This is a genomic window from Clostridium vitabionis (genome assembly GCF_015351765.1).
GTDB lineage: Bacteria > Bacillota > Clostridia > Lachnospirales > Lachnospiraceae > Clostridium_R > Clostridium_R vitabionis.
Map to the genome: position 1 here is coordinate 186,368 of NZ_JADKQA010000005.1, position 14,236 is coordinate 200,603.

13 protein-coding genes are annotated in these 14,236 nt (G+C 55.5%); 6 read left to right on the forward strand and 7 right to left on the reverse strand.

Going from position 1 to position 14,236, the window contains the following annotated elements:
- Positions 1–75: 75 nt before the first annotated feature.
- Positions 76–1,503 carry an IS5 family transposase gene (locus ISF27_RS10775; protein ID WP_194608004.1) on the reverse strand — a complete coding sequence of 476 codons (1,428 nt, stop codon included), beginning with the start codon at positions 1,501–1,503 and terminating at the stop codon, positions 76–78.
- Positions 1,504–1,742: 239 nt separating this feature from the next.
- On the opposite strand from ISF27_RS10775, the gene ISF27_RS10780 reads away from it, so the two are divergent.
- Both ISF27_RS10780 and ISF27_RS10785 read left to right on the forward strand, forming a co-directional pair.
- Entirely contained in the window at positions 1,743–3,050 is a 1,308-nt protein-coding gene (locus ISF27_RS10780; protein WP_194611480.1) for a hypothetical protein, read from the forward strand.
- A 262-nt stretch (positions 3,051–3,312) separates the two neighbouring features.
- Complete coding sequence (locus ISF27_RS10785; protein ID WP_194611481.1) at positions 3,313–4,668, forward strand: MATE family efflux transporter; 1,356 nt, start codon at positions 3,313–3,315, stop codon at positions 4,666–4,668.
- Here ISF27_RS10785 and ISF27_RS10790 read toward each other — a convergent pair.
- Together ISF27_RS10790 and ISF27_RS10795 are read right to left on the reverse strand one after the other, a co-directional pair.
- A complete protein-coding gene (locus ISF27_RS10790; RefSeq protein WP_207727435.1) occupies positions 4,646–4,897 on the reverse strand; it encodes a helix-turn-helix domain-containing protein in 252 nt (83 codons plus the stop codon). The two genes, ISF27_RS10785 and ISF27_RS10790, sit on opposite strands and share 23 nt — an antisense overlap.
- Complete coding sequence (locus ISF27_RS10795) at positions 4,842–5,075, reverse strand: sugar diacid recognition domain-containing protein (RefSeq protein WP_194611563.1); 234 nt, start codon at positions 5,073–5,075, stop codon at positions 4,842–4,844. Before ISF27_RS10795 ends, ISF27_RS10790 begins: the two co-directional genes overlap by 56 nt.
- Before the next feature lie 132 nt (positions 5,076–5,207).
- On the opposite strand from ISF27_RS10795, the gene ISF27_RS10800 reads away from it, so the two are divergent.
- Positions 5,208–6,356, forward strand: a complete 1,149-nt coding sequence (locus ISF27_RS10800; RefSeq protein ID WP_194611483.1) for a glycerate kinase family protein — start codon at positions 5,208–5,210, stop codon at positions 6,354–6,356.
- An 84-nt stretch (positions 6,357–6,440) separates the two neighbouring features.
- On the opposite strand, the gene ISF27_RS10805 is transcribed toward ISF27_RS10800, so the two are convergent.
- A complete protein-coding gene (locus tag ISF27_RS10805) occupies positions 6,441–6,800 on the reverse strand; it encodes a winged helix-turn-helix transcriptional regulator (RefSeq protein ID WP_194611484.1) in 360 nt (119 codons plus the stop codon).
- A gap of 193 nt (positions 6,801–6,993) precedes the next feature.
- Here ISF27_RS10805 and ygiD point away from each other — a divergent pair, with 193 nt between their 5' ends.
- Positions 6,994–7,779, forward strand: coding sequence for a 4,5-DOPA-extradiol-dioxygenase (ygiD, locus tag ISF27_RS10810; RefSeq protein ID WP_194611485.1), 786 nt, complete (start codon positions 6,994–6,996; stop codon positions 7,777–7,779).
- 166 nt (positions 7,780–7,945) lie between these two features.
- Here the strand turns inward: ygiD and ISF27_RS10815 are convergent, their stop codons facing one another.
- The 3 genes from ISF27_RS10815 to ISF27_RS10825 all read right to left on the reverse strand — a co-directional run bounded on the left by ISF27_RS10815 (position 7,946) and on the right by ISF27_RS10825 (position 11,892).
- Entirely contained in the window at positions 7,946–9,784 is a 1,839-nt protein-coding gene (locus tag ISF27_RS10815) for a thiamine pyrophosphate-binding protein (RefSeq protein WP_194611486.1), read from the reverse strand.
- 240 nt (positions 9,785–10,024) lie between these two features.
- The gene (locus tag ISF27_RS10820; RefSeq protein ID WP_194611487.1) at positions 10,025–10,981 is read right to left on the reverse strand and encodes a LysR family transcriptional regulator; all 957 of its coding nucleotides are present in this window, start codon (positions 10,979–10,981) and stop codon (positions 10,025–10,027) included.
- Positions 10,978–11,892 carry a DMT family transporter gene (locus ISF27_RS10825; protein ID WP_235986314.1) on the reverse strand — a complete coding sequence of 305 codons (915 nt, stop codon included), beginning with the start codon at positions 11,890–11,892 and terminating at the stop codon, positions 10,978–10,980. Before ISF27_RS10825 ends, ISF27_RS10820 begins: the two co-directional genes overlap by 4 nt.
- 456 nt (positions 11,893–12,348) lie before the next feature.
- Between ISF27_RS10825 and ISF27_RS10830 the strand changes: the two genes are divergently transcribed.
- Together ISF27_RS10830 and ISF27_RS10835 are read left to right on the forward strand one after the other, a co-directional pair.
- Complete coding sequence (locus tag ISF27_RS10830; protein WP_194611488.1) at positions 12,349–13,251, forward strand: helix-turn-helix domain-containing protein; 903 nt, start codon at positions 12,349–12,351, stop codon at positions 13,249–13,251.
- 23 nt (positions 13,252–13,274) lie between these two features.
- On the forward strand, positions 13,275–14,189 hold the full coding sequence (locus tag ISF27_RS10835; RefSeq protein WP_194611489.1) for a LysR family transcriptional regulator: 915 nt from the start codon (positions 13,275–13,277) through the stop codon (positions 14,187–14,189).
- Positions 14,190–14,236 lie beyond the last annotated feature (47 nt).

A 14,236-nucleotide genomic window follows, 5' to 3' on the forward strand; every position in this document is an offset into this window, starting at 1 on the left:
CCAATTTTAGCAAACTGCAAAGGTATCTGGACGGCTGCCAACCGTACAGTGCAGCCCGGAATTCTGGCGAATTGCTCACGTTGCATCGTCCATTTCGATGAACTGCGCTGTTTCCGGCCCGTATCCGCAGTCCGCAAAATAAAGCACAAAAAGATTCCCTGTAGGAATTGCGAAGAGGTTGGTGACATAGACTGATAATGCGATAGATGCCAGTGTTGTTTCAGCCAGTCTGGTCATAATGAGACCAGCGCCGTTACAACGCTTCTCCCTGCTGAAGAAGCGCTCTACCTCGATCCGGTCAGTGTTGTCTTTATACTCCTCCCGGTTAGCCTTATGATCGGCTGCGGGACGCCCCAGTCTCGGGCCGGAGATGCGGATGCCGTGCTCTTTACAGTAAGCACGGTTCGCCCTTGTCCTGTAGATCTGGTCAACAAGAACCCGTACCGGATAATGCCCGGTGCGTTCCTTATAACGTTCTACCGCATCCTGCAGGACAGAGCTCTCATTGTAAGGATCAAACTGGAGCTTCTCCAGGCGGGCGTGGCCCTTTTCGTCAATGCTGACATCATACTTGGCGCCAAACTCCACGGGAGACTTGGCTTTGCCGCGCACGATGGGACGGATATACGGCTGGCTGATGCTCACAATCCGGTCATCCACTCTGTGAGTGTTGTTATCAAACATGTACTTCTGCTGTTCGTACAGCTTCTGGACGGTCAGATAGCAGTCAATATACTTCTGTGGCAGGGCATAGCCTTCTGTCATGTATGCCTCCAGATACCGCAGATCGCGATTCAGGCAGCCAAGCTGCTTACGGATCAGGCTCCGGAGCTTCTTCGTCGGGCGTTTTTTGGCTTTCGCCATGGCAAGATATTCTTTTCTTGCGCGCCTCCGGTATGTTCTGGGCTTCGTCCATGGATGATACTGGTGATGGAAATAGTCAATCATCTCTTCGAGCTTCTCCCTGGCATCATTGAGAAGCACAAAGTCCTGAGGATACTTGATGTTGGACGGAGAACAGGTGGCATCCAGAATGAAAGTCCCCACGTTCTCCCCGTCGGCGGATTTTTCCGGTTTATCGCCGGCATGTTCCGGCGTGGCAGCGCCTGCAGCAAGGTATTCTTCATTCGCCATCATCAGAAAACGGGAATCCAGCCTGCGGCGAAAATACACGAGAACTGTCGGCTTGAACGGGCAGGTGTCCGAAAACCGGTCCATACCAATGAAGTACTGGTAATACGGGTTTTGGGCGACTTCCTTAACCAGCCTGCGGTCAGAAAGCCCCTCACGTTTCTGAATGATCAGAGCACCGAGAGCAACACGCAGAGGAAAGGCCTGCCGTCCTTCGTGTGAGGGAAAGAGAGAAGCGTACACTTTTTCCAGGCTTGTCCAGTCGATGGCATTTGCAAGCCGGACCCATTCATTGTTTTCATCCAGCGGTGTTCCACAGCTCTGGTTGAAATCAAAAATCGAAATCTGGTGCTCGGACGGTTTTTTGTACATGGCGGACTGCCTCGGATATATCAATAAGTGCAAAGAAATTAGGAGAAATTGCAAAAATCTTTGCACTTATTATACCGCAATCCGCCGTTATTGTCAGTAAATATTGCATTCTACGCTATTGAGCAGACACTAATTATGAAGGACACATATCCATTTTTGGACATGATTATTCCTTCACTGGCAAAAATAACGCCACAATCACGCCGGAAGATGCCAATATCGATGAGAAGCTTAAGGATGTGTCTGAGGACTTCAATGGCACCGATTTTGGAGAAGAAAAAGCCGGCAATCTTGTTGTGAAGGGTGATATGTCCATTGAGGGAGACACCACCAAAGATGCCGCGCATGATGTCGAGAAAGATTCTACGCACGATATCAAGGCTGATCTGGACGTATCGGCAATCCACACGTCTATCGAAAAGTCTCAGAGTATACTATTGAGCAGCAATGTAACGGCCGCGTATGTGAATCACTTGGAGACAGGCCTCCGCTCGACGTTTACCTTTGAGAACGGCCTGAACGGTGAGTTCTACGTTCCTACCTCACTGAAGGATGCCCAGGCGCACTACATCTTATCTTCCGCCGATAATGCCCCGCTGATCTACCGCATCAACTACGCCAAATCCTCATTTGCCAGAGACAAGGTCAGTATCCGCATGGATCTTGACCTGACACACGTAGACGAAAAAAATACTACCTATAAAAATTCCGACAAAAAGCTTTACGGTGAGAATGGTGTCATGGAGAACTTTAACCACGATGACACTGAAACTGAACATGGCAGCACATACGACACCAGCACCTTCGGAAATCTTAAGCAGCTCATCACGTCCTCTGCCAAGAAAATCAGCCTCATGCTTAAGGGTGTCCTGTTCCACTCGGCGACGGGAAACAGCACTACGACGGAAACTGATACAGAAACGAAAACCACTACGCAGGGCTCCATCAAAGGAACGTTGGTCGGCTACATGAAGGCTGATGTTGGCTATAGCACGGTCAAGGGCAATGTTTCTTACGTGTGGGGAGCCATGCAGGATGCAGACGGCAAGGATGTCAATGCTGCTGATGATCGGGTGATGCTGACCACACAATTTACAGAAGTAACCCCAAAGAATAATCCGAGCGCACCGGAGACACCAAGTACGCCGGAAACCCCGAGCACGCCGAACACAGCAGGCACAGAGAGAAGCTCAGGCAAATCGGGGAATTCAGGCAGCTCGAGAAGCTCAGGCAGATCAAACACGTCGAATATGTCAAGCGTGCCGGACAGCCTGGATACCTCGAACAGCCCGGACACACCAAACACGCTGAACATATCGAATGTGCCGGGCAGCCTGGATACCTCCAGCGATCCAAATGTCCATGCAAGTTCAGTCACTCATGGAAAAGATAATCAGGCCATGAGCGCCGTGACAACAAGTAAGACGGTGAAAAGTCCCCAGACTGGTGATGCAAGCCATCCTTATGTGTGGTTTCTTTCCATGATCGTCTCCGCCGGGATGTGTGGGGGAAGCATTCTTCATTTGAAGAAGAAAAACAATCGATGATCATTGGACAGAGAGTGCGACGTAACATCGCACTCTCTTTTTTGTATAAGCACTTCCCGCTGTTCCTCACGGCAGCATCCACTTGACATTGCCCCCGAATCTGGTAGAATGTGCCTTGTCTTATCAAGATCTTGTGAGATGCTCATTTAAGGTGGATGAGATCCGGAAACGGATTTTATCCGCCTTTTTTCTCTGTTCAGCCCAACCCGTGTGATGACAGCTATCTTTTTCATACACCAATTTCCGCAGGAGGCAACCACTTATGGAACAGGCCGATCTCACCACGGGAAATGTCCGGCAGAGGCTGCTGGAATTTGCCCTTCCGTTCTTTCTCGCCAACCTCATGCAGGCGACTTATGGCGCGATGGATCTTTTTACCGTCGGGCGGTTCACCTCCACCAGCGCCGTGAGCTCGGTCAATATCGGATCGCAGGCCATGCAGCTGGTCACCGTATTTGTGACCGGCATTTTCCTGGGGACGACCGTCTCGATCGGCGGCGCCATCGGCATGGACGACCGAAAGCGGGAAAAATCCGCCATCCTCAGTTCCCGGCGGATCCTGGCCGCAGCCGCGACAGCACTGACCGCGCTTCTCCTGCTCCTCATCCGCCCCCTCATCGGGTGGATGCAGACACCTGAGGAGGCGGTAAATGAAACAGCCACGTATCTGCACATCTGCGTCTTCGGCATCCCGTTCATTGCCATTTTCAACTGCTACGCGGCCATCCTGCGGGGTCACGGGGATTCCCGGCGTCCCATGCAGGCCGTGTTCATGGCCTGTGTGACCAATATCGCCGGCGACCTGATTCTGACCGGGGCGATGGGGCTTGGCGTCACCGGCGTCGCCATCGCGACGGTATCCGCCCAGGGGATGAGCGCCCTCGGGGCATGGATTTTCGCAAGGCAGGCAGTTCACGAAAGCAGCACAGCCCCCGATGCGGAAAATCAGCCGGGACTTTGCCGCCAGATCCTGAAAATCGGGATTCCGATCGCCATGCAGGACACGCTGATCAACATTTCCTTTATGATTCTGACGCTGGTAGCCAACCGCCGGGGTCTCGCGGCCTCTTCCGCTGTTGGTGTCGTCGAAAAACTGATCTCCTTTATGTTCCTGGTTCCGTCTGCCATGCTGTCTGCGGTGACTACATTTACCGCACAGAATCTCGGTGCCGGAAAACGAGATCGCGTGCGGGAGGCTGTCCGCACCGGAATTCTGGTGACTGCGCTGTTTGGTGCCCTCATGTGCCTCTCCAGCTGGTTATTCCCGTCCGCGCTGACCTCCGTATTCACCCGTGACCCTGTGGTCATCCGGGATGCGGATGAATACCTGAAATCCTACTCCGTCGACTGTATCCTTGTCTCGGTGACCTTCGCGCTGAACGGCTGCCTCTGCGGCTCCGGGCATTCTTTCGTCGCGTTCCTGCACAACACGCTGGCGATCTTCCTGGTCCGGATCCCGGCGGCTTTCATCCTGAGCTCCGCTTTCCCGGACAGCATGTTCCCGATGGGATTTGCCAGCCCGCTCGGATCCATCTTCTCCATCCTGTTCCTCTGCTGCTGGTTTCGATTTTGGAAAAACAGCAGCAAGAATACTCTCAGCGGACATTTACCAGCTTGAGCCCGATGTACAGGATAACAGCGTCACGAAATTTCCACGGATTGTACCCGGTGAGCTCATGGATTTTGTCCAGCTGATACTGTAGGATGTTTTTATGGATAAACAGGGCTCCTGCCGTCTCCTTGAGAGACATTTCCCAGGAAAAATATTCCTCGAGAATCTGCTTCTCCCTTTCAGACAGCCCGGCGCAGAACTGGGCAAGCCGCTGATAGGCGAGCAAGATAGCCATATTTGCGTACCTCGTCAGGATCCCCTGTGATCCCGATGACCGCCGCAGTCTCACCATGATAGGAAAATGGCATATTGATGCCCCTCCTGCTCCCATAGAAGGTATCATCCTTTGAAACTTCGAGCGTCTGTCCGGTTCGGGCCGCCTCAGCACCGATCTCGTGAAATAAGTCACATATTTCTTCTTAATAACGTATCTTTTTTCTTTCTGAACCGATAGGATAGATGTATCAGAAACACAGTCGGAGGCCGAAAATCCGGGACACCGCACAAATCCCGGACACATACACCGTTTCTATAAGGAGGAGTTCATGAAAGCAGTCATTGCTATTGATTCGCTGAAAGGCAGCCTTACCTCGCGCGAAGCCGGAGATGCCATCCGCGAAGGCATCCTTTCCGCATGCCCTGATGCGTCCGTTACGGTTCTGCCGCTCGCCGATGGCGGTGAGGGGACAGTTGAGGCGCTTACTCTTGGCATGGGCGGGACGATCCAGGACGTCCGCGTGACCGGCCCTCTCGGAGAGAAAATTAACACCCGGTACGGCATCCTCGGTGACGGGAAGACGGCGGTCGTCGAGATGTCCGCAGCCGCCGGAATTACGCTGGTTCCGGTGGAAAAGCGGAATCCGCTGGAGGCAACCACCTACGGCGTAGGGGAGATCCTCAGGGATGCCATCAAAAAAGACTGCCGGAACTTTATCATCGGGATCGGCGGAAGTGCAACCAACGACGGTGGCATCGGCATGCTGCAGGCTCTCGGCTACGGCATTCTTGATGAGAAAGGCAGGCAGGTTCCTTTTGGCGCAAAAGGCCTGCGGAACATCGCGGCGATCACCGATGATGACGTAATCCCGGAGCTTTCCGCCTGCCACTTCCGCATCGCCTGTGATGTGACCAACCCGCTGTGCGGAGAGCAGGGAAGCTCCGCGATCTTCGGCCCGCAGAAGGGCGCGGATCCCGCGATGATCGAGCAGATGGATCAGTGGCTCGCCAGATTTGCCCGGATCTGCCGGGAAAACCATCCGAAAGCTGACGCGGAACAACCGGGCACCGGCGCCGCCGGCGGCCTTGGTTTCGCCTTCCTGGCCTTCACGAACGCCGTGCTGGAATCCGGAGTCAAAATTGTTCTCGAGGAGACCCATCTGGAGGACTACGTCCGGGACGCGGATATCGTTGTCACCGGGGAAGGACGTCTGGACGGACAGACCGTGATGGGGAAAGCGCCGATCGGCGTTGCCAGGATTGCCAAAAAATATGGAAAGCCTGTCATCGCCTTCGCCGGAAGCGTCACCGCGGACGCAAAAGCCTGCAACACGCATGGCATCGACGCCTATTTCCCGATTCTCCGGAGGATCTTGACACTCCCGGAAGCAATGGACAGCCGGAACGCGAAAACGAATATGGCAGAGACGGTGGAGCAGGTTTTCCGGCTGTACCGCATAGCTGCGAAAATTTCATGATTTACGTTCTTCCGGCGCGGCAAGCCCGGCAGAATCGCCTCCCAAGTGGAGAAGCGGTTCCTGCCTTACTGGCGGCAGAATCGGCTATCTGCCCGCGCCGTTCTTTTCCCTGAGATACCGGATATACTGATTTCCCCAGACTTCAATACTTTTCAGCACCGGCGCAAATTCCCGGCCAATCTCTGTCAGCGAGTACTCTACCCGGAGGGGAACCTCGGGGTAGACGAGCCGGGTCAGAAGCCCCTCGCTCTCCAGGTTTTTCAGATGTGTGGTCAGCGTCGCCTGGGTGATATCGATCTCTTTCTGAATCTGATTGAACCGCTTCGGGCCATCCGCCAGGACATGAAGGATCAGGATCGCCCATTTTCCCGATAGAAGCTGCTGCGCCGTCACATAGGGGCACATCCCGAACTGGCCAGCCTTCTCGCACTTATCTTTTTTCATCATTCCTCCATACTAAAACCAAAGATACTTGGTTTCTCTCATACTCAAGCCAAAGATATTTGTTTTCTCTCATACTCAAGCGAAAGATACCTGCACAAGCAAAAAATCCTTCTTGACGACAGTATAGCATAGTCGTATTCTTTTTGTTAGTTGGAATTTTAAACTAACAAAGATTTTCAATGGAGGTCGGAAAATGCGTGATCAGAAAATGCCGGTCATCTTCTCCGGGCACGGAAGCCCGATGCTCGCACTGGAGGATACCGAGGTGACCCGGGGGCTCAGGACTCTCGGGAAAAATATCATCGAACAATTCGGAAAGCCCAGGGCGATCCTCGCGCTCTCGGCGCACTGGTACACCAGGGGGACCTATGTGCAGGGCACCGCAAATCCCCGTCAGGTTTATGATATGTACGGCTTTCCGCAGGAACTCTACGACTTCAAATATCCGGCCAAGGGCTCTCCGGAACTCTCCTCCCGCATCTTAACCCTGCTCGGGGATCAAGTGTCCGTGAACGATACCTGGGGAATCGACCACGGCACCTGGACTGTCCTATGCCATGTATTTCCGGACGCGGATATCCCCGTGGTCCAGCTGTCCATCGACGCGACCCTGTCCGCGGGGGACATTTACCAGCTCGGCAGGGCACTATCCCCGCTCCGCGAGGAAGGATATCTGATCTTCGCCAGCGGAAATGTGGTTCACAATCTCCGCCGCGTGGAGTGGGATAACCCGGGCGGGTCGCCGGAATGCGCAGCTTTCAATCAGGCGATCACAGCGTATGTCACCCGGCGCGAGGACGGAAAGGTGCTCGACTATCCCGCGGTTCCGCATGCCGTCTACGCCGTTCCGACGCCGGAGCATTTCCTGCCGCTCCTCTACGTGCTGGGCGCCGCCCAGGGAGAAAAGCCTCTGGTGTTCAACAATCACTGCGAGCTCGGTGCAATCGCCATGACCGGGTACGCGTTCGGGATGAACTGACCGGTTCCGGTCAAAGAAATTTTCCTGTGGCAGAATAGAGAAGTGACAGCGGGGCAATGCCGAATGCGCTCATTGCCAGCGCAGAAGGGGGCGGCTGCGGATTCCGAAGAATCCGCAGCCGCCCCTTACCCAGTTATATTTCAGGAAGATTGAATGGCTGTCAAAATTATTTGCTCTTGTGCGAATGAGAGTGATCCGGGGCAATCCAGTTGCCTTCCTTATCCTTCTCAATCAGCTTACCGTCGGAGACGAACTCGTTCGGGCTGTAGATATCGTTGATGTTCCAGCATCCCGGCGTCGGAACGACGATGTTCTCCATCGGCGCCTCAACCAGGAACGGCTTGCCGGCCTTGTTCATCTCCACAGCCTTCTTCATGGCCGGAAGGAACTCCTCGGCGCTGCTCACGCGGACAGCGTCAACACCGTAAGCCTTGGCGACATCTGCCCAGCAAGGAGAATAGGTTTCCCCGGCAGCGGTCTTGAACTTGGTGCCGAAGGTTGTGCCGTAGTTCGCATTTTCCAGTCCGGCGATCGTGCCGAACGCGGAGTTATTCATCACCACCCAGGTGCAGGCGATGCCCTGCTCAACCGCGGTAGCCAGGCAGGTCGGGTTAACACCGAAGCCACCGTCACCGGTCAGCGTAAGAACCATCTTGTCCGGGCAGGCGAGCTTGCCGCCGAGAACTGCGGAAGCGCCGAAGCCCATGGTTGCAAGGCCGGAGGAGTGGTGGATTGTTCCCGGAATCGTGATATCAAACTGCTGGGCGACACCGTTCTTGTTCCAGCCGACATCGGTGAAGATGACGGAATCTTCCGGAATAGCTTCCTTGACATCCTTCAGGATTCTCTGCGGGGTCATCGGGAAGCGGTTGTCGTTCGAAATCGCCTCATTGGACTTCTTGAAGTCTGCCTTCGCCTTCGCGATCTCGGCGCGGAGCTCCGGCCTGTCAATGCCGTTCGGGCAGATCTGCTTCACCTCGTCGAGAATCTGCTTCAGCGCAATCTTGAGGTCGCCGACAGCGCCGATCTCTACCGGATAGTTCTTGCCGATCTGATACGGGTCGATGTCGATCTGGAGGAAGGTGGTCTTGTCCGGATCAAAGGTTACGCCCTGATACCAGGAAGAGCTGTCCGCCTCGGCAAAACGGGTGCCGAGACCGAGGATGACGTCCGCATTTTTCGTCAGAGAGTGGGTGAATTCCAGGCCCCAGAAACCGGTCTGCCCGATCATCAGCGGATGTGTGTCGGAGATGCAGCCCTGGCCCATCAGGGTTCTGGATACCGGGATATCAAGGAACTCGGCAAGAGCCGCGAGCTCATCGGATGCCTGGGCGAGCAGGATACCGCCGCCGGCATGGAGCACCGGATTCTTTGCCTCGACCAGCTTCTTCGCGATCGCCTTCGCCGCCTCCGGGTCAATGCCCGGCTTCCAGGTGACATGGCTGTCCTTGTAGGTGCGTGCCCAGAGGTCTTCCTCAATCTTATAGGAGAACATATCCATCGGCATATCGATCAGGACCGGACCCGGACGGCCGGATTCCGCGAGACGGAATGCCTTGTCCATGATGTAGGGCAGGGACTCCGGATCGTCGATTCTCCACGCGCGCTTCACGACCGGCTCAAGCAGGCGGTACTGCGTGCCGTCGCCGTGCATATTGACTTCCTGGTGGGGATCACGGCCGAAATAGTAGCTCGGGACATCGCCGGCGATCACGACCATCGGGATGGAGTCAAACGAAGCGTTCGCAACGCCGGTCAGGACGTTCGTGATGCCGGGGCCGAGGTGGCACATCACCACCGAAGCCTTGTGTGTCAGGCGGGCATAACCGTCCGCCGCGGTGGAAGCTACCGACTCGTGGCGGTTGGAAATGTACTTTACCTTCTTGCTGCGGGACAGGGCGTCAAGCATCCCGATGACGGTATGCCCGCAGAGGCCGAAGACATACTTGACATCACGGCGCTCAAGATAATCCACCATGAGGTCGGAAACCAGTTTCTTGCTCATAATTTTTCCTCCGTTTCTCTATCTGCTCATAAAAACGATCAAAATTATGGACCCGCAGTCATCCCGGCGTTTCCGCCCTGCGGGGGTGGGTGGATAATGCGGTCTCTTTTGTGAAGTTTGCCGGATTTCTTGCAGTTATTTCTCTCCGCTTTATCCAATATTGACAATTTCATAGTACAAGAAAAGGAGGGAGAAGTCTAATAGTGAGTTTTCATCAATCAATCGTTATTTTTCATATTTTCACTCTTCACCGGAGCCTGGAAAATGCACGGTATCCCCGTATTTTCCCGCGCCGCGCGCCTCCAGAAATTCATCGAAAATCTTGCCGTTATCGATGATGAAATCCCGGAAATAGGCGGCAGCCGGCGGCATGTAGCGCTCACGGTTCCAGGAGAGGTAGATCTGCCGCTTCGGGATGTCATTTTTGATTTTCAGCACCTTCAGGCGGTCGGAGATCGGTTCCAGCGGATACGGCATAATCGCCGTGGCATGGGCGGCAGCGATCATGCCGTGCATCGTGGCATCCTGCGCTGTCTCCATGGAGATCTGCGGATGAATATCCAATTTGCCAAACAGCCGGTCGGTGAAGCTGCGGAGCTCACAGTTATTGTCAAATGCGATGAAGGGCTCTCCCTCAAGGTCGCGGAGATCCACCTCATCATGCTCCGCGAGCGGATTTTCCCTGGAGACGATCAGCGCCAGCGGATGCACGCCGATCAGCGCCTTCTCAATCTCCGGATCCTCAACGACGGTGGACAGCGCGAGGTCGACATCGCCGTTTAACAGCTGCTCGCGGAGCGCCGTGTAGTTGGCGGACTGGTTGAACTGGAAGCGGACGCCGACCCGGTTGGTCTCCGACATATAGGTCACGATCAGGTTGGTGATAAAGGAGGCCAGGGACGGAAAGCCGGAGAGCACAACGGTGCCGGTGTCCGGATTGACATAATCATTCAGGCAGGCCACGCCGTTGTCCAGGATTTTCAGCGCCTTCGTGGCATAGGGGAGAAACAGCTCGCCGTACTTGGTCAGCTTGATATTGCGCCCCTGCCGCATGAACAGCCGGACATTCAGCTCCTCCTCCAGCTCCTTGATGGAATGGCTGAGATTGGACTGGCTGACATAGAGCTTTTCCGACGCCTTGGTATAATGCTCCAGCCTGGCGATGGTGATAAAGTACTGAAGCTGACGAAGATTCATGTGCACTTCCTTTCTTTCCGGAAAGCGGAGAGGTCAAGCTGGCTGAGAAGAATATCCAGCGAAATCAGGATGAGCCCGATGAAGAAGAACGGCGTAAGTTTCTCGTTCAGGATAAAATAGCCGAGCAGCGCCGAGAAAATCGCCTGCAGCGGATAGAACAGGGAGCAGGTGCTCGCGGGGAGCATGGACAGTGTGCGGGTCCAGGTGAACTGGGCAATGCCCGAGCCGACAACCCCGAGGTAGATCACCGCCGCGATGGTTCCCAGCCCGACGTGGATCTCCAAGGCGTGCCGCACCGCGGCGATGAGCCCCACCGGAATGTGGCACACCAAACTGAACAGCATGCCAACCGTCGTCACCATGATCGCCGGATATTTTGCCGTCAGCTTCCGCATGAACACGGACGCCACGCCCCAGGTAGCCACCGAGATGGCGGCAATCACGATACCGCCCACTTCCGCCTGACCGCCGGCGCCGAAGGTCACGATCACCGTGCCGGCGATCGCGAGAGCAAGGCAGAGAATGGTCTTCGGGGTGATCTTCTCCCCCAAAAGCAGCGCGGCAAAGACCGTCACACTCACCGGGGAGGCGGAGTTGACCAGGGACGCCGTGGAGGCACCGGTCAGGCTGATCGCGGTCTGGATCAGGAAAATTGTCCCGAAGTAGCCCAGGAGCCCGACCCCCGCGAAATAGGGAAGATCTTCCCGGCTAATCCGGATCCCGCGGCATTTCCGTGCCATGAACCCCAAGGGAAATACCGCCACCACGCAGCGGAGCGCCGCGACCAGTGCGGCCGGCATGTCGCCGGCAACCATTTTCCCCACAACATAGACACTGCCCCAGAGAAAGAAGGTGATGAGCAGATATCCCCACGCTGAACCGCTGATTTTTTCCTGCATGATAATTTCCATTCCTCCCGCGGCTTTCCGCCGCATGTTGCCAAGCGCCGCAGGCGCCCGGGCCCCCACACCGGCGAAGCAATGCTCTGCGAGATGTGGAATCTGACCAGCAACCATATTTTACCTCGATTATAAATCCTTTTGCCGGCACTTACCAGTATGAATGATTATGCGGTTATCGCACGAACTTATGAAATTTATCCCTGTTCAGCACATCCGAGGAATGCGCGCAAAAGGCCGCTTGCGGACAATCTTGCGCGCATTCCTCGGATGTGACCAAGCGCCGCAGGCGCTCGGAACCCCATATCTCGCGAAGCGGGGCTTCGCGAGATATGGGGTCTGAACAGGGATGCCCTGGGATCCGAACAGAGCCGCCTGCGGCAAAAAGCCGCCTGCAGGCTGTCCTTTTGCCGAAATTTCCCTTATAATTAAGGCATAAACCTGTGTTTTGACGGAAAGGAGCCGGTTATGTGGCTTTACGATTACCAATCCCCCGAGGACAATCCCTGCAAAGGTTCTTCCTATGCCAAGATTAAGCATATGAGCTATATCGACAATCTGCCGCACTGGTCCTATCCCTGGCACACCCATGAATACTGCGAGATCGCTTTGATCACGGACGGCACCGGTTCTGTCTCCCTGGCCAACACGCCGGCGGCGCCCGTCCGCGCCGGAAGCATCATCGTGATCCCTGAAGGGATTCTTCACAAGTTCACCACCGGGGAGCAGGAGCATCTGGGCTACTATACGCTCCGCTTCGCCCCTGCCGAAGAAGCCTGCCCTCTGGTCGATTTTTTCCACAGCCTGGGATGCACCGTGGCAGACGGGGTGAGCTATCTTCGCTGGATACGGGAAACCCTGAAGCTTTTGATCAATATCCACAACACCAACGGGGGACACGCGGATGCTGCCTTCCAGTCCATCGCCAATGGGCTGCTCCGCCTTGTCCAGTCCCTCTGTATGAACGATGCCCTGCTGGTGCGCCTGGATGAGCATTACTCCGCGAGCGATATTCTAGAATATCTGGATACGCACCAGGCGGACCATATTACCCTGGATTCCCTGGCCAAGCGCTTCAACGTCAGCGCTTCCCACCTGAACCGGACATTCAACCGGGCGTTCCATACCTCGCCCATCAATTACCTGATCGACGCCCGGGTGACTTTCGCGACAGAGTATCTCCTGAAATCGAATTATTCTGTCGCGAAAATTGCCGAACTGTGCGGATATGACAATCCCGCGCATTTTACCAATATGTTCACCAAAAGAATCGGCTGCACACCGGCGGAATACCGGGAGCGGAACCAGAAGCCACCCGAAGACCCGGACTCGGGCAGCAGCCGGCAGGATCCCCCGGATCAGGACGGTTAAATCCGGAAAAAGAAAGGACCATCATGACTCTTCTCCAGCTGGAATATTTCCAGGCGCTTGCCGAAAACCTCCACTACACAAAAACCGCGGAGCAGCTCCATATCTCCCAGCCGGCACTCAGCTACACGATCCGGGAGCTGGAAAATGAGCTCGGCGTCAAACTCTTTACCACCAAGAACCGGAGGGTATTCCTCACCGATTACGCCCGCTGCTTCCTCCCTTATGTCGACCAGATCCTCTCCCTCGTCCGGGAGGGAAGCCAGGCGGTAAAAAACATGGCGGAAAATGCGCCTGAGACCGTGCGGATCGGATATTTTCACAGTATCTCCACCTCGCTGATCCCGACGCTCGTCGGCAGTTTTTCCTCCTCCGGGAAGGACGGGGATAAGATCAGCTTCCAATTTACCGAAACCTCCTCCTTCGATGTCCTGGCCAGGCTGAAAAGCGGCCAGCTCGACCTGGGTTTCAGCCTGCACCGCGCCGACTGGGCCGAGGCGGTGCCGATCATGCGCCAGCCGCTCTACCTCTGTGTGCCGTCGGGTCACCCCCTCGCGAAGAAGGGCGAGGTCTCCTTCCCCGAATTTGCCCGGGAGCCCCAGATCATGATGGAAACCGGGAGCAATGTCCGGGAAAATATGGACGCCCTCTATGCCGCGAACGGCATCACCCCGAATATCGTCTTTGAAGTGCAGGAGTGCAGCACTGCCCTCAAATATGTCGGCCTCGGCTTCGGCGTCTCGGTTCTTGCCGGGATTGACGACATTGACCGGAACCGGGTGGCTGTCCTCCCCATCGCTGACCGCGACCGGCGCTTCGTCCGCACCGTCTACCTGTCCTACCCGAAAAAGCGGCCGCTCAGCCGCGCTGCCAGGGCTGTCCTCGACTACATCCGGGAGCAGCACAGCCCGGAGAAGTTCACGGAAAGCCGCGGCGACTGATTCTCCGGAAAGCCGCGACGCCTGATTTTCCGGAAAGCCGCGGCGCC